The sequence below is a fragment of the Methanimicrococcus hacksteinii genome (assembly GCF_032714515.1).
GTDB classification, from domain to species: Archaea; Halobacteriota; Methanosarcinia; order Methanosarcinales; family Methanosarcinaceae; genus Methanimicrococcus; species Methanimicrococcus hacksteinii.
This window is the reverse complement of the sequence record NZ_JAWDKC010000012.1, coordinates 42817-69777: the sequence shown is the minus strand read 5'-3', so window position 1 is coordinate 69777 and position 26961 is coordinate 42817. Positions and strand designations below refer to the sequence as shown.

Annotated in this window: 22 protein-coding genes; 3 read left to right on the top strand and 19 right to left on the bottom strand. The window is 42.1% G+C overall.

The features are described from left to right. Positions 1-146: 146 nt before the first annotated feature. From MmiAt1_RS03515 to MmiAt1_RS03475, 9 genes are all read right to left on the bottom strand, one after another. On the bottom strand, positions 147-3968 hold the full coding sequence (locus tag MmiAt1_RS03515) for an S-layer protein domain-containing protein (RefSeq protein WP_318785516.1): 3822 nt from the start codon (positions 3966-3968) through the stop codon (positions 147-149). Between the two features lie 99 nt (positions 3969-4067). Then, positions 4068-5312 (bottom strand): thiamine-phosphate kinase, encoded by a 1245-nt coding sequence (gene thiL / locus MmiAt1_RS03510; RefSeq protein ID WP_318785515.1) that lies wholly within the window; start codon positions 5310-5312, stop codon positions 4068-4070. 578 nt (positions 5313-5890) lie between these two features. Then, positions 5891-6523 (bottom strand): 30S ribosomal protein S2, encoded by a 633-nt coding sequence (gene rpsB, locus MmiAt1_RS03505; protein ID WP_318785514.1) that lies wholly within the window; start codon positions 6521-6523, stop codon positions 5891-5893. Between the two features lie 182 nt (positions 6524-6705). After that, positions 6706-6891: a DNA-directed RNA polymerase subunit K gene (locus tag MmiAt1_RS03500; RefSeq protein WP_133517917.1), complete on the bottom strand. Its 186-nt coding sequence runs from the start codon at positions 6889-6891 to the stop codon at positions 6706-6708. A 119-nt stretch (positions 6892-7010) separates the two neighbouring features. Then, positions 7011-7199 carry a DNA-directed RNA polymerase subunit N gene (locus tag MmiAt1_RS03495; RefSeq protein WP_318785513.1) on the bottom strand — a complete coding sequence of 63 codons (189 nt, stop codon included), beginning with the start codon at positions 7197-7199 and terminating at the stop codon, positions 7011-7013. A gap of 11 nt (positions 7200-7210) precedes the next feature. Next, on the bottom strand, positions 7211-7618 hold the full coding sequence (locus MmiAt1_RS03490) for a 30S ribosomal protein S9 (RefSeq protein WP_318785512.1): 408 nt from the start codon (positions 7616-7618) through the stop codon (positions 7211-7213). A 5-nt stretch (positions 7619-7623) separates the two neighbouring features. Then, positions 7624-8046 carry a 50S ribosomal protein L13 gene (locus MmiAt1_RS03485; protein ID WP_318785511.1) on the bottom strand — a complete coding sequence of 141 codons (423 nt, stop codon included), beginning with the start codon at positions 8044-8046 and terminating at the stop codon, positions 7624-7626. A gap of 11 nt (positions 8047-8057) precedes the next feature. Further along, positions 8058-8438 carry a 50S ribosomal protein L18e gene (locus MmiAt1_RS03480; protein ID WP_318785510.1) on the bottom strand — a complete coding sequence of 127 codons (381 nt, stop codon included), beginning with the start codon at positions 8436-8438 and terminating at the stop codon, positions 8058-8060. Positions 8439-8705: 267 nt separating this feature from the next. Beyond that, positions 8706-10907, bottom strand: a complete 2202-nt coding sequence (locus tag MmiAt1_RS03475; RefSeq protein ID WP_318785509.1) for an autotransporter outer membrane beta-barrel domain-containing protein — start codon at positions 10905-10907, stop codon at positions 8706-8708. Positions 10908-11190: 283 nt separating this feature from the next. Here MmiAt1_RS03475 and MmiAt1_RS03470 point away from each other — a divergent pair, with 283 nt between their 5' ends. Further along, positions 11191-12348, top strand: a complete 1158-nt coding sequence (locus MmiAt1_RS03470) for a mechanosensitive ion channel family protein (protein ID WP_318785508.1) — start codon at positions 11191-11193, stop codon at positions 12346-12348. Positions 12349-12398: 50 nt separating this feature from the next. Here the strand turns inward: MmiAt1_RS03470 and MmiAt1_RS03465 are convergent, their stop codons facing one another. The 10 genes from MmiAt1_RS03465 to MmiAt1_RS03420 form a co-directional block, all read right to left on the bottom strand. Beyond that, a complete protein-coding gene (locus MmiAt1_RS03465) occupies positions 12399-12794 on the bottom strand; it encodes a hypothetical protein (protein WP_318785507.1) in 396 nt (131 codons plus the stop codon). 185 nt (positions 12795-12979) lie between these two features. Continuing rightward, complete coding sequence (locus tag MmiAt1_RS03460) at positions 12980-14203, bottom strand: hypothetical protein (protein ID WP_318785506.1); 1224 nt, start codon at positions 14201-14203, stop codon at positions 12980-12982. Positions 14204-14308: 105 nt separating this feature from the next. Next, on the bottom strand, positions 14309-15892 hold the full coding sequence (gene serA, locus MmiAt1_RS03455; protein ID WP_318785505.1) for a phosphoglycerate dehydrogenase: 1584 nt from the start codon (positions 15890-15892) through the stop codon (positions 14309-14311). A gap of 202 nt (positions 15893-16094) precedes the next feature. Continuing rightward, entirely contained in the window at positions 16095-17804 is a 1710-nt protein-coding gene (locus tag MmiAt1_RS03450) for a glutamate--tRNA ligase (protein WP_318785504.1), read from the bottom strand. A 157-nt stretch (positions 17805-17961) separates the two neighbouring features. Next, positions 17962-18147, bottom strand: coding sequence for a hypothetical protein (locus tag MmiAt1_RS03445; protein ID WP_318785503.1), 186 nt, complete (start codon positions 18145-18147; stop codon positions 17962-17964). A 179-nt stretch (positions 18148-18326) separates the two neighbouring features. Continuing rightward, positions 18327-18632 (bottom strand): winged helix-turn-helix transcriptional regulator, encoded by a 306-nt coding sequence (locus MmiAt1_RS03440; RefSeq protein ID WP_318785502.1) that lies wholly within the window; start codon positions 18630-18632, stop codon positions 18327-18329. A 138-nt stretch (positions 18633-18770) separates the two neighbouring features. Further along, positions 18771-19544 carry a fumarylacetoacetate hydrolase family protein gene (locus MmiAt1_RS03435; protein WP_318785501.1) on the bottom strand — a complete coding sequence of 258 codons (774 nt, stop codon included), beginning with the start codon at positions 19542-19544 and terminating at the stop codon, positions 18771-18773. Positions 19545-19623: 79 nt separating this feature from the next. Next, entirely contained in the window at positions 19624-19833 is a 210-nt protein-coding gene (locus MmiAt1_RS03430) for a hypothetical protein (RefSeq protein ID WP_318785500.1), read from the bottom strand. Between the two features lie 5 nt (positions 19834-19838). Beyond that, a complete protein-coding gene (locus tag MmiAt1_RS03425) occupies positions 19839-20522 on the bottom strand; it encodes an ADP-ribosyltransferase (protein ID WP_318785499.1) in 684 nt (227 codons plus the stop codon). A 184-nt stretch (positions 20523-20706) separates the two neighbouring features. Then, positions 20707-21825: an ORC1-type DNA replication protein gene (locus MmiAt1_RS03420; RefSeq protein ID WP_318785498.1), complete on the bottom strand. Its 1119-nt coding sequence runs from the start codon at positions 21823-21825 to the stop codon at positions 20707-20709. A gap of 415 nt (positions 21826-22240) precedes the next feature. On the opposite strand from MmiAt1_RS03420, the gene MmiAt1_RS03415 reads away from it, so the two are divergent. Together MmiAt1_RS03415 and MmiAt1_RS03410 are read left to right on the top strand one after the other, a co-directional pair. After that, complete coding sequence (locus MmiAt1_RS03415; RefSeq protein WP_318785497.1) at positions 22241-25120, top strand: CYTH and CHAD domain-containing protein; 2880 nt, start codon at positions 22241-22243, stop codon at positions 25118-25120. Between the two features lie 154 nt (positions 25121-25274). Further along, positions 25275-26027 (top strand): hypothetical protein, encoded by a 753-nt coding sequence (locus MmiAt1_RS03410; protein ID WP_318785496.1) that lies wholly within the window; start codon positions 25275-25277, stop codon positions 26025-26027. The last annotated feature ends 934 nt before the right edge of the window (positions 26028-26961 follow it).

Here is a 26961-nt window from a genome sequence, read left to right as displayed (position 1 = left end):
AAAACGAAAATGAAAATGAAAACAGCGAAACAAACAAAACGAAAATAAAAACAAACGAAGGCAAAATGAAAACAAAATAAAAAAAGAAAAAGAGAAAAAAGAAAAATAAGGTTTGGAAAACTCCAAACCCGTTATTTCATCAAATTTTATCTCTTAAACTTTGATTTGACATCGTCAAAGATTTCCTGAGCAACAGACTGATAGTTGTCTTTGGTTGCGCCTTTCACACCGAAGAGGTAAGCAACAAAGCCGATGACGGCAATAACAATGATTGCCACAATCGCCAGGACGACATACAGAACGGTTGAGCCGAATGTTGCTTCACCGACTGAAATCGTGGACATGCTCGAAGGCAGGTTAATCGTTCTGTTGGAATCGACTTCTTTCAATGTCAGTTTGTATGTGCCTTCTTCGGGTGCTTTGACCGACAAAGTAACGCTCTTTGTTTTACCGACATCCACCGTCACGGTGCTGTTGTCCTGATCAATAACGTTTCCGCTGCTGTCCGTCAAAACCAGACTCAAGTCGTGAGAACCGCTTTTAATACCGTTGTTGGAAACATCGAATGTCACTTTAACAGCTTTCTTAGCCGCCGGTTCGTCCGGACTCAAAGCAAAGTTTTCATAAACGAAAGCAACTTCCTGAGAAATACTGACAGTTGTGCTGCCGTTGTTGTATTTGTCCTTGGAAACATCAATCGTTATGTTGCCGGTGTTGTTAAACGTGTAGTTGAACTCACCCGAAGAGTTGGTTGTACCGACTCTCTCGCCGCTGACATAAACCGTTGCGTCCGCAACAGCCGATCCGTTCAAAGAATCGGTGGCTTTGATTGTTCCGGTCATGCCGTAGTAAAGCTGCTCGGGAGAGACGCGGACAGTCATGTTGACGAGTTTTTCGGCAACGTTCAAAGTTGTGCTGCCGTTCACAAAGCCGGATTTTTCACCCGTCACTTTGAAAGAACCAACCGAATTTGCCGTATAATTGACTTCACCGGAACTGTTGGTTGTACCGATGCTGGATCCGTTGACGTAAACTGTGACGCCTTCAAGTTCCAATCCGCGGTCAGTGACCGTGATTTTAACGGAATCCCCAACCGTGACATTGCTCTGATTCAAAGAAACCGTCAACGGATCAGTGGAGCCGATTGTACGCTCAACAACAGGCGCAAATCTCAATGTGCTGTTGTCGCCGACCTTAAAGTACATCGTGTCGTTTCCGACTTTCATGAAATCAACATCACTGTCTTGTGAAAGCGTAATTCTTTCATCACTGGAAAGGCTGATACCTTCTTTATTGTAATCATCCATTTTCATTTTGCCGTACTTCGTATCTGAATCAAGTTTCGTTAATTCCAAAGAAGCTTGGAAGACACCCGAAATAGAGACGATACTGCTTTCAGTACCCTGGAAAACAGAGTCAACGCGAACACGGATGAAAGACGTATCATTGATTTTGCTGAAGTTGCCTTCATAAACCAAATCATTTCCTGCGGAAACGATATCAGAATAAATTTCCCTTCCGTTTCGTTCAACGACAAGGCGGGCTTTATTACCATTGGTATCAATTTGTTCGACCTTGACTGAAACGCCTTCTTCAAGCGTCAAATAAGATCCGACACGCATTTGGTATCCATCATCGCGGTCAACCAAAACTTTGGACAAATTGCCGTCTTTCAGCAAACTGCCGCCATCACCGGCATAGTATTTTTCACCCATGAAACCGACAACGGAATACTTTTCATTCCATCCGGAATAATTGTAACTGACTTCCTGAATTTTAGACGTGTATGTCAAATTTCCTTTGTCGATTGTACGGGAACTGTTGGTAAGTGTTTGTTCAATCGTGAGAACTTCAGAAGTCTTCATGTCATCATTGATATCATAATAGAATCCTTCGAAATTGCGAGGATTCCATTCCATAATGATGTAATCAGAATTGCCGAAATCTGAAACGGTACCGCGGATTTCATAAACGCCCGGGTCATTATATTCAATAACCGGCATAAATCTCAAAGTGCCCGAATCTGCAACGACGAGTTTGACTCTGCCCATCAATTCAACTTCAGAATCCTGACTCAAGCTGATTCTTCCGTCATTTTCCATTTCGATTCTGTCACCGGAAACACTGGTAATTTCCATTTTACCGATTGTTGTTCCTTCTTCTAGTCTCGTCAATTTGTCGGAAATCTGGAAGAAACCTTCAAGTTCAACAATTGCGCTTTCTGTTCCCTGGAAAACACTTTTAACACGTGTTTTCACAAAGGTTGTATTATTGCCGCTGCCGCTGCCGACATTTTTCGCATAGATGGCATCTTCATTTTCGTTTGTGATGTAACTTCCGATTTCTTTGCCATCCTTTGAAAAGATGATTTGCGCTTTACCGCCGTTAATATCAATTTGCTGGACGGAAATGGAATATCCTTCTTCAAGAGCATATTGCTGACCGGTACGCAGCTGAATCTTATCATCGGTATCAATCAATACTTTTGAAAGATTTCCGTTCTTCATCAAACTGCTCTTACTGTCGCCGGCAAAGTATTTGTCACCCATGAAACCGACAATATCATAACTTCCCCAACTTGAGAAATCATAATCGGTGGAAGATGTTGTCGTTGTATAAGTTAAGTCTCCGTCATCAATTGTACGACCAATATTTTTGATAGTCATACTTTCATTGCCTTGACCGGTATCCAAATTATAATAAAATCCGGAGAAGCTGCGTGCGTCCCAAGTATAATCCGTGGGCATTCCTTGTTCCCAAACACGGCTGCCGGTAGATCTTTCGGGAATATTAATTTCCCATTTCACATTTTGCTTTTTGGCAGGCGTATCCTTGTCAGCAATTTCCAGAGACAAGATGTATTTTCCGGTTTTAGAAGGCTTCCAGGTCAATTCATAGAACGTATCATTTGTATTTGATCCGTTATTAAGTTCCGAATTTTTGTCTTCGGTGCCGTCTAATCCTTTGTCATAAATTAAAGTCCATTTGAAAGTGGATGCTTTTTCAGTCGTCACATTTAATTTCAGAGTTGTGCCGTTTTCCACATCATTAATCGGATTTTGGTTTTCACCTTTGGAAGCGTCATAATATTTAGTCGGTTCAATAGATTTAATCAAAACTACTGCGGCATCTTCTGTTTTAACGGTGTTTGTTGTCCAAAGACCTTTACCATTTGAATTATTACCGCGAATTGTAAGTTTGTATTCTGTTTCAGGATCCAAATTTTCCGCTTTAATTTCTGTCGGCGAGCCGGAAGATACGGTGGTATCCGCAACAACAACATCTCCGCCATCCACTTTAGTTACATTATATTCGAAATCCTCCCAGCCGGAAGTATCTAAAGTCCAGGTAATAGAATCTGTTGTAGTTGTATTGGCAAAACCAATTTTCTTAAACTCAAAAGTAGTGCTCGGACTGTCAATGGTAGAATCATTCAACTTAAATTCAAAAATTTGATTAGAAAGCGGATCACCAGTGACCTCAAAAGGAACAGCTGTAACAGTAGTCCAAGTGTTTGAATTATTATAAAGAAGTGAAGTTCCTGCAGGGTAAGCAACCCAATCCCATGTTAAAGAATAAACATTTGTTCCTGCAGTTGTACTTGACTTAAAATTATCCATGACAGGTTTTTCCAAAGGTGTGATAGGCGCAGGAATGTCAAGTGTACCAGGAATAGACTCAGCAAGACTATCTTCAACCGTGACGGTAAAAACACCGGGGGTTAAAGTAACATCTTCAAAAAAGGCAGAATTGACTCCAGTTGTATTAGCTGAAATAGATGTGCCTTGAATAGTAGCAGTATAAGGCCCGGTACCTGATCCAGTCCATGATATTGTAACATTATAATTACCGTCATTCGTTGTGTGAGGTTCAGCAGATGCAGTTACAGTGCCCACATCAGCGCTCGCCGTTCCGACCATCGCAAACAAAAGCAGTAAAACGACAGCGAATTTTAATATATTTTTCATAATTTATCTTTTTCCTTTGAATGTTCTATAATTCTTTTGTGAAATTCTTTGATTTTTTACTCAAAAGCAAAACCAGATGAATAATTTCACAATTTCATATCATATATATTTTTTGAACGAATCATAACCCATTTTCAGCAGAGGCTGCCTTACTTGTCCGGACTCTGTATGTCTGAGAACGACGTTTTCTTTTTCGGCGATTGTCTTTCCGATAACCGTGAACTTGCAAGGAAATCGGCCGGATTTGCCGGCGGAAGAAAGGCCGTTAAAACGGTCGGCCGTATCTGCAACAGTGCTTGAATTGAATGTTTCAAATAATTTTTCGACAATTAAAAGCTTGTCGGGCGGAATTGTAAACAGCAATTCGTAGTCGCCGCCCGTGTAAAGCGCTTCGTGCGCGAGAATTGCACGCGCTTCTGCGGCAAATGCCGCGTCGTTTCCATTTAAACCAATTTTATCGTTTTCGTTTTCGTTTTGATCGTGTTTATTTTGTTCACATTTGTTTTTCAAATGCAAGAAAATGATTTCCAAAGCTTCCTCATCAAACGGAAGACTTTGTTCGTCAATTTCAAAAAAGACGCCCGAAAGCGCCGATAATTCGTAAACCGAAGAGGCCAGGCCGTCGCTTGTGTCAATCATTGAATTGACGGCGCCGCTTTTTGCAAGCATTTTCCCTTCAAAAATCCGGGGAAACGGTTCGGTCAGGTTTTTCAAAAAGGCATCCGAAACATTTTCCGCCCGGATTTTTCCGAGCAGAATCGAAAGCGCGACACCGGCCGATCCTGTCAGCCCGGTCACGCAAAGCAAATCGCCGAATTTTACGTTTTTCCGGAGAATCAGATTTTTGTTTTCGGAAATCCCGATAACGGTTCCCGTGATTGTCAGTTCGTCATTGGATTCCGTGTCTCCGCCGATGACTTCGGCGCCGAAAAAAGAAACACAGTCCTGAATTCCTTGCGCAAGCGCCCCGGCATCGTTTAAAGAAATGGTTTTCGGGAGGCCGAAAGAAGCCAAAAAAGCAACGGGATCGGAGCCCATTGCGGCCAAGTCACTGAGATTGACGGCCGCCGCCATCCATCCTTTCTGCCAAAAAGTCATGCCGGCCGGAAAATCCGAAGATTCGCGAACGGTGTCCGTGCTGAATGTTAAAGATTGAAGCGGCAGATCTTTGCAGAAAGAATCCAAACGAAGCGCGGCGCAGTCGTCGAATTCGGAGCCCGACAAAAGCGGCTTATTTTTGAACTGAAAAATTTGAGAGAAAAGATGAATGAAATCTTTTTCAGACAGAATTTCCGCATCCAATGCATCCGGATCTTCCGTATTTGGTATAGGCTTCCCGCTCATCTGAAACATCTCTAAATCGCTGATTACATCAAATAATTTTTCAAAACAGTTCAAAAAGAATGACCTGCATTCCGATTAACAAATCATATCTCATCTCTGATATTTAAATCTGATTCGAAAGTCAATATCAGCTTCTGAACAAAAAAATGCAGGATGGATTGGGGAATGAAATCGGGTTTTATTTCGGAACCGAGGTTGTTTTGGGGAAGTGTTTGCGCATTTTTTCGTTCAAGAAGCAAACAACAATAAAAACCGATATAATAAATGTCTTCCTTTAACTGCAATCGAAATTGAAGTTACATATGAATAATTAGATTTAATATACAGAGGAAGACATGACGATTAAAAACGGCAAGAAAAGACTGAAAATTAATAAAAAAAGAATGAAGATCAAAAACAAAGAAATGAAATCAAAAACAAAGAAATGAAATCAAAAACAAAGAAATGAAATCAAAAACAAAGAAATGAAATCAAAAACAAAGAAATGAAATCAAAAACAAAGAAATGAGAATCAAAAAAACAAAGAAAAGTGAACAAGTAAAAACTTGTTCAAATGAATTAATTTAAAATCAGCTGAATTAAAGCGGCACTTCAAAGTCGGAAAGTTCGTAATTGAAGGGAACGCCGTTAATTTTGCAGAGTTCTCTTGCCAAAAGCCAGTAAACGAGGGAAAGTGCTTTTCTTCCTTTGTTGTTGGTCGGGATGACAAGATCGACATTTTTGGTCAGGTTGTTGGAGTCGGCAAGCGCAACAACAGGGATGTTGATGTCGAATGCTTCTTTAATGACCTGAGCGTCGCCGGCAGGGTCTGTTACGATAACGATTTCGGGTTCGAAATAGTTGTCCATCTGCGGATTGGTCAGCATGCCCGGAATGAAACGGCCGAGTGCGGAGCGGCATCCTGTTGCTCTGGCGAACATCTTTGCCGGATACTGGCCGTACTGTCTGGAAGAGACAACCAGAACGCGGGAGATGTCGAACTTGGAAAGCAATTCTGCGGCTGCAATAATTCTTTCGTCGGTGGACTGAATATCAAGGACATAAAGACCGTCGGTTCTGACACGGTAAACAAAGCGCATCATGTCTTTTGTTTTCTGCTGAGTACCGATGTGAACACCGGCTGCTAAGTATTCGTCGATTGAGACGAGATAGTTCTGCTCGTTGGCTGCTGCGGTTTCTTCAACTGCAGGTTGTGCTTCTTGGTTTTCCATTTAATATCACCTGTAAATTTAAATTTAAATTGAGTTCCTTAATTTTTAGATTAATTTCCTTAATTCGATGAGTGATGAATGTAAATTATGACCGTCAAAAATCATAAAACGATTAAACGTTTTCAAAACATTTCTTCGAATCTATCCGATCCGAATTCATGGATTTGCAACCGCTGAATCTTTTATCTTTTAACGGTAATCGGAACGACGCCTCTCTCAAACTCTTCAAGAGCGATGTAGAGCGGATCGACACCCGATTTCTCATAATCCTGAATTAAGACGGGGGCACCCATTGAAATCTGAAGGGCGCGGGCACCGACAATTCTGGCTCTTTCGAACCGTGTATATTCTTGTACTTGGAGTTTCATACCCTTTCACCCGGAACAATGTCCGTCGCTGTTTCTGAAATATGAAAACGAACAGAAACAAACCGAAACACGGCTGCTTCTGCTGTTTTAGTTTTATCAATCAAATTGATGTCTTGTTTTTACTGGTACGGTGCAATCACGTCAACCATATCGATATGACTCAAAAGCATTCTTCTGCAGCAGTAGCGAGTATAGCCGAGGTCGTTTAAGACCTGGCCTTTATCTTCGCCGGCTTCAGTTCTGGCTTTGAATTCTTCATATCCGGAAGCAATGACTTTCCCGCATGAAAAACAACGGACCGGTATCATGGTTTATCACTTTATCTGTAAGATTTCTGGTATTTTGCTCTGGCGCCCGGACCACCGAAGTATTTCGGTTCTTTCTGTCTGGAGTCGCTGACGAGCAAGCTTCTGTCAAATTCGGCAAATGCGTCGCGGATAGCTGTATCGTTGGTAAATTCAACGATGCCTTTTGCGATTGCCGTGCGTGCTGCGTTTGCCTGGCCGACAAATCCGCCGCCTTTAACGGAGACGTTGATGTCGAGTTTTGAAATAACGGCTTCACCGGCAATGTTGACGGGCTCGGAAACTTTTTGGTTCACAAGCCAGTTGCCGTAAATCGGAAGCGGGATTTTGTTAATTCTGACGATGCCTGTTCCGCTCTTAACGGTTGCTCTGGCAACAGCGGTTTTATGTTTACCTGAAGTGTTTACAACTTTTTCTGCCATTTGAATCACTCCACCTTAGCGCCGAGGTTCTTACCGATTTCGCCGAGCTTCACGTATTTTGCGGAGCTGAGGCGTTTCATACTTGCGGCATCGATTGTTTCGGCCTGCGCATTTTGAAGTTCTGCCGGAACACCCACGTAGACTTTGAGGTTGTCCATAGCTTTACGGCCGCTCAGTCTCTTGTACGGGAGCATGCCGCGAATTGTTCTTTTCAAGATTCTCTCCGGTCTCTTCGGGAAGTAGGGACCGTATTCGGGTCTTCCTCTCTCGACAGAGTGGCGGTAGTCTGCAAAAATCGCATACTTGTTTCCGGAAACAACCGCGCCTTCGGCGTTGATAATATCGATCTTTTCACCGGCAAGGAGACGCTTTGCGACAATGCTTGCCAGACGTCCCATAATTAATCCGTTTGCGTCAATAACTGTCATACTTTTGCACCTCACTGGAAAATTCTGATGCCGGAACCGGTCGGGTTCTCTTCGATGATGTCTTCGATACGGACACATGTGCCGCCTGCTGCGGTGATTTTGTCAAACGCACCGACGCTGAAGTTCAATGCTGCAACGGTCACGGGGAAGGTGATGTCGCCTGCGCCGAGAACTTTTCCCGGAACCAAAAGGACATCGTTTTCTTTGGCGTGTCTGTTGATTTGACTCAAATTGACATCGGCATAGTTTCTGGACGGGTTTTCCAATTTCTTGGCAATTGCTGACCAGATCGGTGCATCATTTTCTGTACTGGCGCTCTTAAGCGTCAAAATAAGGTTAATCATTCTCGGATTTGTCTTTCTCGAGAGCTTTACAAGTGTTCTCTTACCCATTATTTTCCTCCGCAAGATTTTTTGAAAAAATCCTACTCACGCAGTTTGCTTAAAAATTGAAAAGCCGATTGCGTTCGAAAATAAAGTACCCTGAAATGAATATCAAAAAAGATATCTTACAAAATCAGATATACGCTATTTTCCTATAGGTGACCGCTTAGAAAGGAGTAATGGCATATAAAGGTTTCTTAAATCCGCGCATTGCGGATTAAATGAAAATCGCCGACAAATACCGTTTTTAAAAAATGCTGAAAAGGTTCTGCTCATTCAGAGCAGAGACCATTCCAAAAAGTAAATACAAAATGCCAGCAATCCCGCCGCCAGAACGATCAGACTGACAAAAAGAACCGCATTGAGTTTTCCGCTCGCGCTGATCAAATCCAAAATGCCGGTTTTGCTGTTGACGAACTTGCCGGTTCTTTTAAAGATAAATTCCAAAATCTCATCAAAGAACAAACCGCCGCCGATGTTAACAAGCGTTCCGAGAGCAAGCGGAGAGATGTACGCCGCATACGGTGACAGCAGGCCGCCGTCCAGGGACGCGTCAACCGCATCTCCCAAGAAGGTGTCAATCACACCGATACCGAATATAAAGAAAAGCACCAAATAAGCGGTTCTGGCCGTCAGAATCTGAGACAATCCCGGCGGGTTAAATTTGAACGACACCTTACCCTTCATGATATTTCGGACCTGAGTGGAGGAAACATCAAAGAAGAAATCAGTCAGACCCGCAATAATCAATAAGATTGATCCGGCCGCCGCGCCGAGAACAGCTGCTGCCGGCGCAATATAATCCCGAATAACCTCTTCTGTCGGCATTCCGTTTTCGTTCAAGCCGACCAATATACTGTTAAAACTGTTTCCGCTGCCTGAATATCCGGGATTTTTGTTATCACCCGGGCCACCGGGTTCGGGCGGTTGTTCAGGCGGCAACTCAGGAGGCTGTTCAGGCGGAGTTACCGGAGGGTCTTCAGGTTCTATCGGGTCGGGCTCTGTCGGGTCTGGATCTCCGCTGCCGCCGGGATTATTCGAAGGAAGTTTTGTTAAAGGATAAAGATCTTCAAATTCAACAGTACCGTCAAGAACTGTTGTAATATTAAATAAGTAAGGCACTGTCGAATAGCCGGTTTTTTCTTTCGGCAACAAATCAGAATAACCGTCATTATTAAAAGTTCCCCAATAATTGCCGGCAGTCCACGGTGCGCCCATAATATTTAATCCGTCCGAATACGGACCTTTATAAAAAACCAAATTTGAGAGAGAACTGCTCGCACCCGACGAATAATCAATATAATCGGCACCGGAATTTATGAAAACATTATTGAAAATTTCAGATGTGTTCACCGAGAGATTTTCAAGAGTTAAAACTTGACCAAAGTTTGAAATTTTATTGCCATGGACCAAAACAGAACAATTCAAAGAAGAAAGCCAAAGATGTCCGTTTGTAATATTCGAATTTGTAAGGGAAAGAGAATGCGAATCGTTACCTGACCGCCAGAAACGAATGTATCCGTCTGACACCGTCAATCCGTCAACGGATACGCTTGATGCGTTGCTCGGCAAATCGAAATCATAAGTCATTGAACTGCCATTCATGTCCAATTCGGAAATAAAAACAGAACTGACATCAGCATAGTTAACAATGATATCACCGCCGTCAAACGCTGAGTTGCTGAGTTCGAAATTGTCGGCTGTCACACTCAAAAAAATCAGATCGGACGATGTCGTTGTTGCAAAATTCGAATTGTTGATTGCAATGTTTTTGGAAAAAACGGAAGTAAAATTCAATGTTCCGTTTGTTAAAGTCAGATTATCAACATTGACTTGAAGAGCCGCAGGAATAGATAAACCGTCTCCCACATCAGACAATGTAAAATTTCCGGTAACCTTTGAATTTAAAAGAGAAATATCGGACGCAGATTCATTAACATACTGAATATCTAAATTGCCTGCAGAAGAGTTAAGTCCCGAAATCGAAACATTTCCAAAACCTACAGTGCTGCCGGATAAATTCACATTGTCTTGAATATTTATATTTTCAAAATCCAAAATGATATTATGAGAATTAAGATAATCAGTATTCTGAATCACAAGAAGCGTATCATGTGAAGGATTATCATAGGTACACCCGGCAATTAGTTTAAAAGTAACGTTTAAAGGAGATGCAAACTCCCCGATATCAACAGCAAAAACATAAGCCATGGAATCGTTAAAATCATAACGGACCGTAAGATTCTGATAAGTGCTTTCAAAATAAAGATTAAATGCAAATGTTCCAGTATCAACCGTATCTGTATATATTACCCCATTTGTCCCTGTAATAATACTGCTGATGTTTTGAATATTCGGATCAAGAACGATTGTATAATCGTTGCTTCCCGTTTGGACAATAACAGTGTCGGCCGAAGCAACTCCAATCAAACAAAATAAAATTAAAACACTCAGCAATATCCGAGATAATGAAACCAAACGCATATTTTTCCCTGTTAAAACCCTTAAATATTTTTTAAATTTTAAAAACCTGATATGCCTGACAGCATAACGATTGAAGATAAATAAAAAGAAAAACAAACATTGATATAAATACCTTTACCGTCAGGAAAACATTTCAACCGGATTTATCAAAATAAATGAATTTTTTGCGGACAGAAAGAAAAGAAAAAGCTGAGTTTTTGTTTTGGAAAAGGCCAAAATTTGCGAAATAATTATTTAGAAGGAAATAATTAGAAAGTAGAAGTTGGATGGGAAAATAATGGAATCTTTTGTTGCAGAAAGGATATTGCCGTATATCAATCAAACCGAAACTGTTTTCATCGGCATTTTTTTTATTTTTCTCGGCTTTCTTTTGTTTGCCGTGATGCGAAAAGTTCGAAAAGTCTTAATTTTGAAGGCCCAAGGGACAAAAACGAAATGGGACGACATATTACTCGCGTCTTTCGGAAAGCCTGCGACAATTATTGCGCTTTTGGTTCCGGCTTATTACGGTTTTTCTCAGTATATTTTAACGCCCGAAGGATTAGCGCTTTATCGGGAAACCGAATTGAATGAAGTCTTTTTTGTCATCATTGCCGCCTGGTTCGTCTCGGCTTTGGTTCAAAATATCATGGAATTTTATGGCCGTAAATTCATTCACGGAACGGCGCGCGGCTCAAAAAGAGACTTTACCGCCCGATTCCTGGGTCTTTTGGATTTGCTGTCCGTTTATCTGATTTGGTTTGTCGCATTTTTAGTCATTTTGAGAATTTATCATATCAGCTTAACGCCGCTTTTGGCCGGCGCGGGTATTGCCGGTATTGCAATCGCATTGGCCGCGCAGGATATGCTCGGCAACTTCTTCGGAAGCGCGATGATTTATCTGGACCGTCCATTTAAAATCGGCGACCGTGTCAAGATCGGTGATCATGTCGGTGATATCATGGACATCGGAAACCGCAGCACGCGCATCCGGACATTGGACAACGAATTGATGACGATTCCCAACTCCACCGTGTCCAACAGCATTATCACAAATTATGCGCTTCCCGACATTAAAATCAAAGTCAGGTTCAAATATTTCGTCAGCTACAATTCCGACATTGTCAGAGTCAAAGAAATATTGCTTGAAATCGCAAAGGATGCCGCACACAATTTCGACCACATTTTAGAAGATCCGACGCCCGAAGTTTTCTTTTTAGAGTTCGGCGAACACCGATTGGATTTAATGCTGATCATCTGGTCCAACCGTTTTGACAGAAAATGGGAATCAAAAGACTACATCAACACAAAAGTTCTTCAAAGATTCCGCGAAGAAAATATTGAAATCCCGTATCCGCAGCGCGACATTTACATTCACGAGCGTGACAATTCGGCGATTGCCCATAAACCGACATCGGTTTGGGAAGAAACCCCGAGCGCGCTTGAAGATGAGTGAACATAAGAATATTGATTTGCAACAGCAACAAATCAATATAATCTAATTTTTTATTTTTTCGAAATATATTTTTTCAGCCGGTTTTGCAGTTCTTTTCCGCCTGCTGTCAATTCCAAGTCATTTTCTAAAACATAAACTTTCCAAAGTAATTCAAATTGAACCTCTAAAAAATGAATTGTTTCTTTCAGGTCTTTCCCGAATGAAAATAAACCAAATGTTTCGTTTTTCGCAATATAAAGACCGTTTTCAAAGTCAAGTTCCAATTCGAGCGGAATTTTAAGCTCTAAAACAGATTCCGAACCGAACGATTTCAATTGACAAAATGTCAGTTCATTCAAAACAGGATTGCCGATTTTCATGACCTCTCTGATGTCTGCCGGATCCGAAAGACCGGATACAATGGAAAACGCAGGATTTTCCGAATATTTTGAAGATTCCAAAGACATAATCATTTCACCTGATGTGTTAAATTCTTATGAATCGCTTCAACTATTAAAAGAAAATTAAAGATTTTTGAAATGAATAGAATTCAATTGAATAAAATAAAAATTAAAATAAAAATTAAAATAAAAATTAAAATAAAAATTAAAATAAAAATTAAAATAAAAAAAGAAAAGAAAAGCATACTGTTTCATTCATCATCGATGTTTGCGCGAATTTCTTTCAGCCAATTCATAATATTTTCTTTGTCTTCCGGATCATCAAAATAAATCGTGAACAGTGTAATTTGAGTTCCCGATAAAATTTCTGCGATGATTTGGAAATAAATGTCGCCGTCTTCTTCGTCTTCAATTGTTCCCGTAAACGCAGCGTTACATTTCCCGCCAATGATTTTGAATGATTCAACCGGCTCTTCAGCTTTGTCGAAAATATCATCAAATGCGGTTCCGATTTCATCACGATTATAAGCCTCAGTTTGAATAATCCGCCACCCGATTTCCGCTTCATTATACCAGACATCGTAGCCGGAATCAACAGAATACAAATAATTTCCGGAAAGCGGAATTACCAAATTACCGACATGCTTTTGAACCATCCCGCGGCGATAACCGATGGGAAATTCGGAGCGATGTTCAACAAGATTATCTGTCGGCAATGGTTCAACATTGTTGAGCGCGCAAAGTTCTAAATATTCATCAATCGGAATCGGAATCGTTGGATCTGTGTGAATCACGACTCTAATCAAAGCGATAATTTTATGATTGACCTCCAAATCATCATCACTTCGGCTTCCGGGCATGAAACAACACCCTACCCAAAGTAATGAAAGCGCCGTATTTCTGAAATAAAGGGGATCAATTTTCCGGCTATTCCAAAGAAAAAACTCTTTTGAAAGATTTTCAATCTCTTTTGCCTGTTCCGCCAAATAGGAAACAGAAAAACGTCCCATCGGTGTCACAACCGTATTTGTAATATTTTCAGGCGTATATTCTCCCATATTCCATCGGAAATAGATATTATCAAAAGATTTATGTTTCGTCTCTTCAGACAGAACTTCAATCATATCTCTGAGCCAATCGTAAAATTCGGTCTTCAGCCGCTCGAAATCGCGATGGCTGTGATATTCGGTTGTGTCATCCAATGCAACCGTCAGTTTTGATTTCGTTTCAAATTTGTCAATGAAATCAATTGCTGCTGCATGAAAACCGGGACCGCCGATATTTGACTGACAAATCCCGTTAATAGCACCGTTTTCATAATAAAAGAAAATTTTTCCCGCTTCGCACAGAGTTATCCGAACCATATTTTGGAAATTGTAAAAATCATATCCGCACTCTTCTGACATTTCATTGAGAAGCGCAAACGCCTTTTCCAGACGAATAGGACTTGTTTGAAAAGAAAAACCGAGATCCATGTTTTAACCCGACACCCTATCAAAAAACAAAAATACCGCTTCAAGCGGCACAAGTTAAAAATCAAAAATTAAGAACCAAAAATTAAAAATTAAAGATTGAGAAAATTAAATTTCCACAATCTTTGCGCTCAAAACGCCGTCAACTGTCGTCAGCTTCGAAAGAACATCTTCGGGAACATCGCTGTCAACGCTGATGACCATGATTGTCGGCTCACCGACCGCGACGTGTCCGACCTGCATGCCGGAGATGTTGATGTTGTTTTCACCGAGAATCTGGCAGCACGGGCCGATAACGTTGGGCTTGTTGATGTGATCGGCAAAAATCATGTGCGCGGACGGGAAAACGTCGACGCGGGTTTGATTGATCTGAATGATTTTAATATCATTGCCGATTGCGGTTCCGGAAACACTGACGGATTTGCCGCCGCCGGAAACGGTCATCGTAAAGACGGAAGCATACTCGCCGGATGTCTCAGACTTGTTTTCGTTCACAACAATTCCGCGGGACTTGGCAAGGCCGGGAGCGTTGACATAGTTGACGCCTGCGCCGACTGCAACCGCAAGCGCGCCTTTGAGCGCCGCAAGCGTGACTGTCCGGACATCTTTGGTTGAAATGTCACCGTTGTACGCGAGTTCGACTTTGTCATAGCCGGTGCCGATAAGTGTTGCCGCAATTTTGCCGGAAACTTCCGCCAATTTCACATACGGGGAAATGACTTCCATCACTTCGGGGCGGACGGCCGGAATGTTGACCGCGCTTTTTGCGCCCTCGCCGTTTAAAACATTGATAATTTCATGAGCGATGTCAATCGCCACATTCACCTGCGCTTCGACGGTGGACGCACCGAGGTGGGGTGTCACGATAATTTTATCGGACTTCAGAAGACCGGCACCGGACGAATTGAACGGCGGTTCTTCGACGAACACATCGATTGCCGCGCCCGCGATTTTGCCGGATTCGACGGCTGCCGCCAAATCTTCTTCGTTAATAATTCCGCCGCGGGCGCAATTAACGATTCTTGCCGTCGGTTTCATCACGTCAAACATCGCGGTGTTGATGAGATTTTTTGTATCTTTCGTGAGCGGCGTATGAACGGTGATGAAATCCGCTTTTCTGCAAATTTCTTCAACGGTTGCGAGTGTAATGCCCATCGATTTTGCGCGCTCTTCGGAAACGAACGGGTCGTAGCCGAGAACAGTCATGTTAAACGACTGGAAGCGTTTGGCAACTTCGGCGCCGATGCGGCCGAGACCGATGACACCGAGCACTTTTTTATTGAATTCAACGCCCATAAACTTGTTGCGTTCCCACTTCTCGGACTTGAGAGAGGCGCAGGCCTGCGGAATGTTTCTGGCAACCGCCATCATCATGGCACAAGTGTGTTCGGCAGCGGAAAGCGTGTTGCCGTCGGGCGTGTTGGACACGATAATACCTTTCTTGGTTGCCGCATCGACATCCACATTGTCGACGCCGACACCGGCGCGGCCGATGATTTTCAAGTTGTCGGCCGCTTCAATCACGCGTGCGGTCACTTGAGTTCCGCTGCGGATAACGAGTGCGTCAACGTCTTTAATCTTTTCAATGAGCTGATCCTCGGACAAGCCCGTATCAACAACAACATCAAAACCGCTGTCTTTTAAAATATTCAAACCCTCTCCCGAGAGTGAATCACTGACTAAAATTTTCATATTACAAACTCCGATGAAATAAAGAAATAAATTTAAAATTTAAAATTTAAGATTCAAAATTCAAAATTTAAACTTAGTTTTTAAAATTTTTAAAGTCAAATAAAGTGAGACATAAATTTGAAACAGGATTGAATAAATTTCAACCTGTATATCATTTTTGCTTTTTTATTTTTCAGTTTGGTTTCACAAATTGTTTCACAAATTATTTGTGCGCGAAATACGCGACAACATTTTCACCGTCAACCGAATCAATGCGGCAGAAACCGAAGCGCTCGAACTGAACAACTTTGTCAAGTTCGCCTGTGATGCTGCGCTCGCCGATTCCCGAGAAATTGCCGTCGGGACCGAGAACCGTCACTTTCAAACCGTTTGTCGGCGCCCAGTGAATGATTTTCATCTTTTCTTTTTTGGTTGTTTCCATTGAATTGTCAATGTATTTTGCCGAAAGCGGCGACATGGATGTGATTTCCGCGTTGCCCAAATCTTTCAAACGGATTTTGGAGCCGACTTCCAAGTTGGCGGCATCCTCTTTTGTGACAACAACCGTATTTCCGGTTTCGATTTTGCGCATTTCCGGCTGATTCGGATAAAGCGGCGCTTCGACAATGCCGCCGCCGTAACCGTCAATCGTCAGCTCGACCGGATCGGCAACGAAAAACATTCTGTGCGCAATCGGATCGACAAACTTGCGGTTTTCGGCATAGAGCGATTCCATGCTCATGCTGACATCCGTTTCGCCGACGCCCATTTCAATCATGAATTTTTTGAGCGCTTCGGGCTGAATGCCGCGGCGGCGAATCGCCTGAACCGTCGGAAGCCTCGGATCGTCCCAGCCCGTGTAAACGCCGGCCTCAATGTCGCGGCGGATGCCGCTGGTGCTGAGCTTGCCGAATTCTTCGATTCGAACGCGTCCCCAGTGAAGCGTCACCGGATAAGTCCAGCCGAGATAATCGTAAATGTATTTCTGGCGCTTGCCGCTGTCCTGCAAGTCTTTGCCGCGGATGATATGCGTCGTTCCGAGCAAATGGTCCTCAATCGCGCCTTCAAAATCCAAAAGCGGCCAAACGATGTATTTGTCGCCGATTTCGGGACGCGGATGATCTTTCTTTAAAATTCTGAAAGCGCCCCAGTCGCGAAGCGCCGGGTCTTTGTGCGAAATGTCGGTTTTAATCCGAAGAACCGCCTCGCGCTCTTCATAGCCGCCGGCGAGCATTTTCTTCCAATGCGCAAGATTTTCTTCGGGCGCAGCATCGCGGTGCGGGCAAGCCTGCTTTTTGTCTTTCAATCCTTTGAACGTTTCGCCGTCGCAGAAACAAACGTAAGCGTGCCCTGCCTCAATGAGCTGCTCGGCGATTTCGTAATAAGTGTCAAACCGGTCGGACGCTTTTACAATTTCGTCGGGAACAACGCCGAGCCATTTGAAATCGTCAACATACCAGTCGTAAGCTTCAAGCATCGGCCGTTTCTGATCGGGATCGGTGTCATCGAACCGGAGAATGAATTTTCCGTCATACATTTTGACGTATTCGGAATTGACAATCATGCCGCGGGAACTGCCGATTGTCGGCGGCCCGTTCGGGTTCGGCGCAAAACGCATGACAACTTTGCCGACCTCGGCGTCCGGAAGCGCTTTCAACCCCTTCTCAGGCTCTTTTTTCACGGAAAGTTCTTCCAAAAGTTCGGGCGCGATTTCGTTTAACCTCACCCGCCACTCATCGGGCGTTGTTTGATTCAAACCGGCCGCGATGTTTTCAATCGCTTCCTTCACTTCGGGAACACGCGCGCGAAGCTGGGGTGCTGCACCCATAATTTTTCCGAGAACCGCTTTTTCCTGCGGCACGGCTTCGTATTTGACAGCGTTTTGAAGCGCGTATTTCTCAATCGTCAGTAAATCTTCGGGGTCTAATGCCATAGTTTTTCCTGCAAATAATTCGATATAGAATGAAAGAACAGAATTTCATTTATAGATATTTAAAGGTGCTCATCCGCTTGAAAACACAAAATATAAAACGGGAACAAAACGGAAAAAGAAAAGGACGAAAAACCTGCAGGCAATTTGAAATAATTTTTTAAAAATGATGCGGTTCGCGCGCGGACGACTGCAGCGGCGGCAGCAAAACGGAAATGGCAAGGCAGCCGTTCCAAAACGGAAACCTGTTGGCAGCCGTGCCCACGTTCGCGAAGCGAACGGATGTGATAAGAAAAAGGAGATGCACGCGGAAACGCAAACCGCCGCGCAGCGGGCAGCACAGCAACACGCAAGCAGAGCAGTGCAGCAGACAGCAGCGCGCGCCCTAACCGCCCGCCGACAAAATTTAAAAATATTGTAAAAATCGATCCCGGGTTTTTGAAAACATTTGAAACGCCATAAAAAGATGAGAAAATGAGAAAATGAAAAAATAAGAAAAGTAAAAGAATAAAAAGCAAAAAAAGATCAGCGAACAATCTCATCGCCGTGTTTTTCAATCAAATCCAAAAGATCTTTCATTTCTTTGAACTTCTCATTCGCCGTTCTCAAAAATTCGTCAACCGAATCGCCGGCAACGGCGCCTTGGGGGGACGCTTTAATCAATCCGTTTTGTTCTAAAACACGAAGCGAATAACGGACTTTGTGCGCCTGCATTCCCGTGATTTCAGACAATTTCAAAATACCGATCGGTCCGTTCTCGATGACGATTTTCAGCACCTGAGTGTGACGGTCGATTAATTCCAATTCATTGCGGGCCTGATCAAACAACATGACAAACAAAACCTGATTTGATTAAAAATAATTCAATTCAATAATTCTAATGACTTCCCATTCATAAAAGTTCTTCTTGATTTTAAAAAGCGTGAAGAATTTAGAATAACTGCCGTGTTGAAAATATTTTTAGATTTATCAGCCCGACACAACCGTATTTCTCAAAATTCCGATACCCTCAATCTCAACTTCAACGACATCGCCGACCAAAAGTTCGCCGACGCCCGGCGGTGTTCCCGTCGCGATAATGTCACCGGTTTCAAGCGTCATAACCGATGAAATAAAAGAAATCAATTCGGAAATATTAAAAATAAATTCACTCGTCGACGAATTTTGCCGAACCTCTTCGTTTTCATTCCGAATCACGCGGCAGGAAATCATAAGATTGTCAGGCGAGAGCCCGTTTTGAGAAAGTTCTTCGGGCGTGACAATAAACGGTCCTGCCGGCGCAAACGTATCAAAACTCTTCGCGCGCGTCCACTGCCCGTCCGCACGCTGCAGATCACGCGCCGTCACGTCATTAAAACACGTGTAGCCGAGGACATAATCAAAAGCATCATCCGCGGAAACATGACGGCAGGTTTTGCCGATGACAATTCCGAGTTCCGCCTCATAGTCCACCTGCCCGCTCTCCGTCGGGTATTCGATCAATCCTTCGTGAGATAAAATCGCCGACGGCGGCTTCAAAAACAAAAGCGGATTTTCAGGCAGTTCCATGTTCAATTCTTTCGCATGATCTTTGTAATTCAAACCGGCGCAGACGATTTTAGACGGGTTGACCGGCGGCAGAACCAAAACAGACGACAGCGCGTATTCGTCATCCAATTCCTGATAACACGGATCGGGATAAACGATGCCGTCAAAAACTTCGCCTGAAAAAACAATATCATTATATTGAAAACGACCGAGCATGAAAATCACCAAAATTGAAAATAAAACGCATTCGATGGAGAATTATGCATTTCCATTGAATGCGGCAAGCATTAATAAATCATTGAATTGTTTCATTTTTCATTGATTGCTCTTGATTTAATACATCGGAAGAAGTTTTAGTTTCATGTTTTCTTCTTATTATTCCTTCTTCCTCAAGCTGTTTATCAGCTAACTCCCACAATTTGTCTAATTCTTCTCTTTCTTCGGGAGATAATACAATTTTGCGTCCGGTCGGCGTAAAAATATCATAAAAAGACTCAGCATTCATTTTTATCACCTCTTAACTTCAATAATATTGTATACAGTTGTCATTTTAAAAACATTTGGACGAATTTCAAATTCCTCTGTTTTGATTTGGTCAATAAGATATGTTGTTCCTTTTGGCCTCAAAACTTCTTTTTCGGCTTTATCCAAATATAACGCTTTCATTTCAGAATTTAAAATTAAACGAAACAGAATCGGACTTTCCGGATTTGTATATTCCAATGCTTTTTTCACGTCCAAACTGTAACTTCCAAAAGAATGTTCTGTATATTCACTTCCCGGAGCAGAATCGGGAAGCCAGTCAATATCAAAAACACCTCGATAAATAAACCTGTTTCCCGGAACATGACTTTTTCGAATTGCGTTTTCGATATTTGAAACACAATCAGAAACTAAAATTTGTTCGTCAGGGGTCATAAAATCTTTGAAATATTCCGAACGGCAAAACGAATTAATCACATAGCACCAAGATTTCTTTTTCCAATTGAGGGGAATGTTAAAACTCCAATCCTGTTTTTGGAAGTTTTCAGAATGAACATCTTGAAATCGGCCGATGTCAATAATTTCATTGGATTTCAGATCTTTTCTTTTTTTATACGGGACAAAAACAGAATATTCTTCTTGTTTTTCAGCAACAATCCAAGAATAAAATGTTTTTTGTGTGTCAGAATCTGTAAAAAGTTCAAGAGCCATAAAATCTTATTCAAAAGAAAAATGTATAAATGATTTCATTTTTTCATAATAGAAGACTTTATATTCTAAATCTCTTCTTCGATTGAATTTCTCTTTTCCATTTCATTTGATTTCAGATTGAAAGCTCAAAACTTCGATTTTGAAATTGAACGGGTGAATAAACATTGAAGCAGCATTGCAGGAATTATTTCAAAAGCTCGTCCAGTTCTTCTTTCTTAAATCCCGAGCGAATCATACGCGTCCGCCCTTTCGATCCTTTGCCCGAGAAATCAGCCGTGAGGTAGCCCGCTGAAATCATTTTGTTGACAATTTCATAAAAGCGTGTGTAACCGATTCCGGTATGGTCCCGGAATTTTTCGTACAAGTCGCCTGCGGAAATTTCGCCGGCTTCCGCGGCTTGAATCGACAAATATTTTTCGTGATCCGTTAAGACCGAAAACATGCGGGACAAATATAACGAACGAGAAGCGGCGTACGCTTTGTTGACATCTTCCATGTCAATTTTACGCGACGAACGCTTTTCCGCATTCAGACCGGAGCGTTTCATCAAGTCGATGCCGACGCGGAGATCGCCGTTTTCGGCAACATAATCCGTCATGCATTCGCGAACGGAATCGGGAACGACGCCCGGGAAAAAACCGCGCTGGATTCTGTCGGCCAAAATGTCATCGATTTCCGACCATTCGTAACGCGGAAATTCGATTTCTTCGGGGAGGAAGACGGATGCGACGCGCTTGTCAACGTTGTAAATCACTTCGGGATCGTTGACGATTGCAATCACGCCGATTTTGGATCCGGGATACTGTTCGTGCGCGCGGAGAAGCGAATACATCACTTCGTCGGCGTGGCCTTCGTAAAAGAGATAATTGATGTCGTCCAAAACGACAACCAGAACCTTGTCGGTGTCGATGAGCTTTTTGGCAAGCTTATCGAAAATGCGGTTAAAAGAAACGCCGGATGCCGGCGGCGCGACATTGAGAACAGTTTTGTAAATGCGTGAAATGACGGCAAAACGGGTGGAGTCGATTTGGCAGTTGACTTTGACCGTAATCACTTTGTCCGTATATTCTTTCAATTCGTCGAAGATTTTAAGCGCGGCGCTCGTCTTTCCCGTGCCGGGCGGTCCGTAAAGCAGACAGTTGAGCGGGCGGCCGCCGCGAACGGCCGGCTTAAGCGCATAGCGTATGCCGTTGAGCTGGTTTTCACGGTGCGGGAAGTAATCCGGCAGATGATCCAGTTCAAAAATATCGGAATCGCGAAAAAGCGTCTCATCCCACATCAGCATCTCTTTTTCTGTCGTCAATGTCCTCACGCCGCCGGTTATTTGAATAAATTTATGAATTAATGAATTGATCGATAATTTACAGATGATTAAATTTATAGATGACTACTGCCGCACATTATATAACCATTTTCAAAATATGGCGCTCAAATGCCGTTTATTTTTATAAATTCCCGAGTTTGAACAGCAGAGGACGCATCAAAACGGAATTAAAAAAGAATTAAAAAAGAATTAAAAGAGAATTAAAAGAGAATTAAAAGAGAATTAAAAGAAAATTAAAAAAGAATTAAAAGAAAATTAAAAAAGAATTAAAAGAAAATTAAAAAGAGAAATAAAAAAGAATAGAAGGAATAAGAATAGCGATATATAAATAACAGCAGACATTCAATAGTATAAGAATTAAATCGAAAAACGAAAGACTACGGTTGGTTTAAAAATGTCCGGCACACACAAATTGGAAATCGAATACAAATTCGGAATTGAAAATTCCGGGACGTTTGAATTTTTATCCCGGCTGGAACAGGCGGGAGAATATAAAATCAGGGACAAATCGCACCCGCTGTTTACGGATATTTTTTATGACACGCCGGATTTTCTGCTTTACGCTCTCGGTTTTTATTTAAGAAAAAGATTGGAGGACGGCCGAGACGAAGCGGTTTGGACGCTGAAAAAGGCGGAAGCTTCAGCCGACGAGGACGAAAACAATGATGAAGCGAACGAAGCGCACAAACGGTATGAAATCATACAAATACTGCCGCTTGACTCGACTTGCGCGGACATTTCAGACCCGGATTTAAAAAATACGCTGACCGCCGTTCTCGGGGAAACGGAATTGATTCCGGTTTTAACGCTTGAACAGGATCGCATTTTTAAAACGGTTCTTCAAAAAGGTTCGGGCGAAGATTCTGAAACAGACTTTTCAAAAAACAGGCTGGGCGATTTGTCGGTTGATTCGGTCAGCTTAACATTGTCCGAACAGAAACACACGTTTACCGAGCTTGAAATTGAACTGGCGGACGGAACGGAAAATGATTTAAAAGAATTTATCGAAACGCTGAAAAGTTTGCCCGAACTGCAAAATAATCTGACCGTCAACCGTTTTTCCAAATTTGAACGCGGTTTGATTTTGTATTTCAACCGCGACAAAATCGAAGGAAAAGTGGTTCCGGGTTTTGAAAAGAGATTGAGTTTGCCGAATCCGGGCGGCGAAGAAAACGAAAACGGCCGAGAAAATGAAAACGGAAAGGAAAAAACAGATTCCGGCGAATATGAAAACGGAAAAGGAAACGACGAAAACAAAATCGTTTTTGAATATGATTCTGCCGGCTCCGGCTTTTTGCTGCCGCGGGAAAAGGCATCGCTGATGCAGATTGCGGGAAAAGATTATACTTCGGATTCGACGGATTATTTCAGCGGCACCGCTTTTACCGGGCGGGACGTGAATTTTGGAGAAACCGGCTTCCGAAACGAAGATTTGTTCACAAAAAACGCATCTGTTTTGCTTGCGCTTGACAGCGGCATGTCTTTCGGATTTGCGGCGCAGGTCTTTCAAACAGAGGTGAAAGAGGCTGCGGAAATACGGAGCTCTTTTGAAAAAGGCCGCCTTGAAATGTTTCCGTTTGTTTTTGAAATGAACACGGATTCGCCTTATTATTATCAAAAGCCTGCCGACGACGGGAAAGTTTGGACGGCGGAAGAGCTTGTTTCTTATTACGGTTTGGATGCGGGACAGGCTTTCGGGAACGCCGAAAATGCGGACCGTTTTTTTGATTTTGCGGGACCTGCAAACGGCCTGACGGAAAAAGACAGATCTCTTCTAAAAGCGGCGGCGCTTTTGAGCGGAATCGGAAAAGGCATTTCTGTTGAAAGAAATATCAAACCTGCCGCCGATGTTATTTTGACGCACCCGATCAAAGATTTGACGCTGAATGAAATTAAAATGCTGGCGCTGATTTTTGATTTAAGGGAAATTAAAAACCCGGCCGCGGATAAAATCAGAAAAACAATCCGAAAATCAGGATTTTTCCTGCCGCCGGCATTTCAAAAGAAAGCGGCCGTTTTGACGGCAATTCTTGAAACGGCAGCGTCGATTTCCGATGCGGGCGGGAAAGTTGAAAAAACAGAGACGACGAAAGGTGAATCGGAAGGAGAAACGGAAAAGCGAATCGTTAAAATTTCATACCGGTCTTTTGAAACGGAAGAAACGAAAAAGGAGATTCGCCTGAAAAATCCCGAAAAAGGCTTTGCAAAAGAAGCTTTTGATTTTATGATTGCGTATGAAAAAAGTCCGGCAGGAGATGAAACCAAAAAACCGGATGCCGAATCGGCAATGAAGCCGGATTTGAAAATCAATGCGTCCGACATGATGGCTGTTGCCGCCGAAAAAATATTCATCAATCAGATATACGAATCCGACAAAGCCGAGCCCGGCGTTATTTCAGCCAGAGACATCGAAGATGTGCACGATATGCGCGTTGCTTTGCGCAAAATTCGTTCGGCAATTATTATTTTCAAAGATTATTTGGATCCGGAATGGCTGGCCGAAACAGAAAGCGAAATTAAGAAAACGCTTTCGGGACTCGGTGAGCTCAGAGATTTGGACGTCATATTAGAAAAGACGGACAGCTGGCTGAAAGCGGAAAAGATTGAAAAAGAAAAATTGTCCGTGTTTTATGAAACGGTGGCCGCGGACAGAAATAAAGCGCATGCAATCGCTGTTGATTATTTGGGGTCCGAGGATTATCTTTCATTTAAGGCGGAACTGAAAAAAACACTGGACGGCAATGTCTACCTCGGAATGCCGCACATCAATAAAAAAGGGGATGTTGCGCCGACCCGAATTTGTGATGTGCTGCCTTCAATCTTGTACCAAAAGGCGGCCGATGTGACGGCGTATCACGAATGGATGGACGGGCCGTACATTTACGTGGATAAACTGCATCGGCTGCGCATTGCGGCAAAGAACTTCCGCTACACGCTGGATTTCTTTAAAGACTGCCTCGGAGATGCCGCCGGACAGCTGATTAAAGAATTTAAAGAGCTTCAGGACATTCTCGGAGATTTCCACGACGCTGTGGTTGCCGTTGAAGTGATCGGCGATTATATTGAAAAAATCCGAAAGGAAGCGGACGTAATAAAAGAGGACGGCCGATTAAGGCAGATTGAAACGACTCTTGAAACATTAAGCGATTATAAAAATTATCGAAAGGAAGAGATGGAAACACTGCTTTCCGTGTTCCATACAAAATGGGAAAAAATGAATCGGCGCTTCTTTAATGAAAGGATTACAAAAATAATTGCGGAAGCCGATTTTTGAAAAACTCAAAGTTTAGAATTGTAAGCAAGAGAATTTCAAGCAAGAGAATTTCAAGTAAAAATTGCAGTAAAAAATTGCAGTAAAAAATTGCAAGTAAGAAAATCGTAAAAGAAAAATTCAAAATTCAAAATTCAAAAAAATGCGAGGGGAAAAAATGTCCGGAAGAAATGCAAAGAAAAAAACCGACGCGAAAAAAGCAAATGTCAAACCGGTTGATTCGGAAAAGAAAAAACTGAAAAGAGGCGGCAAAAACTTAAGCGCCGGTCTTTCCAAGGATCTGCGCAAAAAAATCGGCGCGGAGAAAGACCCCGAGGCGGTTGTTGAAAAAGCGCTGGCGGAATATTATTCGGAAAAGCCGCCGCGTTATGAGAATACGGTTCAGAAAGAAATTGACAATAATATCATGGAAATTCAGCGTCGACACATATCGGATTTGAAAGGGCAGCTGGAAACGTCAAACAAGAATTATGAAGAGCTGATGAAAACATATCAGGCCTACATGCTTCAGGTACAGCCGCTTGCCGAAGCCGCGCAAATTCAAAAAACCGCCGAGCCGGAACTGCTCGCCGCGAAATATGAAGAAAAAGAAGAGGAGCTCAAAGAAAAAGAAGCGCTTCTGAACGAAAAAGAAACGGCGGTTCAAAACAAACAGGAAGCCGTTCGGAATAAAGAAAACGAGATGCAAAATAAGCAAAAAGAATTGCAGAGCAAACAGGAAGAAATCCAAAAGCATGAAACTGAAATTTTAAAACAGAAAGAAGAACTCGAAAAGAAAGCGAAAGAGCTTCAGAAGAAAGAAGAAGAAATGCACAAACAGTCGGCACCGGCATCCTCTGAAATATCTTCTTCAAAAACAAATGAAAATACGAAAGAGAATGCCAAAAAATGGTATGAATTTTGGAAATAAAAGATTTAAAAAAAAGATTAAAAAACAAGATCCGAGAGCAAGTTTTTCAGAATCTTCCTGAAAAACCAGTCTCGGATTGTTGATTTTGTGTGTGTGTTTGGTTGTGTGTGTTTGGTGTAGAGGATATGTTAGAGGATATAAAACCGGAAATTCATCCGGAATTATCCGTATTTTGATAGAGGTAGGAGTATTTTGGAGGGGATGTTAAGGGGTATTTGGAAGGTGAATTGTTTTTAATTGAACTGTTTTTAATCGAATTATTTTCAATTCCGTTTTTCGTGTAATCCGTTTTCGTTTAATCCGATTCATTTGCAATATGATTAACGTTAATTAACCCGATTTTGTTTGAACCGGATTCGTTTTTAATTTCCGTTTTTGTTTTTAATTAAATTTTGTCTATTAATTTTGTTAATTTAATTTTGTTAATTTAATTTTGTTAATTTAATTTTGCCTGATTTCCGTTTTGTCTGATTTCCGTTTTTTGAAAAAAAGAACAGAAGGCTTTACAATACATTTTGTTAGGGTGGGTCGTACTGAAAAAGCGCATTTGCATCTTTTTTTGTTAGGATTTTTTGACGTTCGTTTTTGGGGGTTTAGGGTATGCCTTGAGCGTTAAGAGGCTTACTTTTTGGTTTAATGGGCTTTAGTTTTTACACGTTTGGTTTTTCGCTTTAAATTCAAACAGATATTTCGTGTATCGGATTTATCGGATTTGGATCTGCGAAAGAGAAAACTGTAAACCTTTTTTTCAATTGAAAAAAACTGATTATTTCAGTTTCCTCATAAACTACTATGCAAATACATATATTTAAAAGTAACTATATATATAATTTGGAATTATATATATTCGAAGAAAAACACATAGAAGAATTTGAGAAATAAAACAGGAATAAGAAAAACGAGACAGAACGAACATGCTCAATCGGGTACGAGT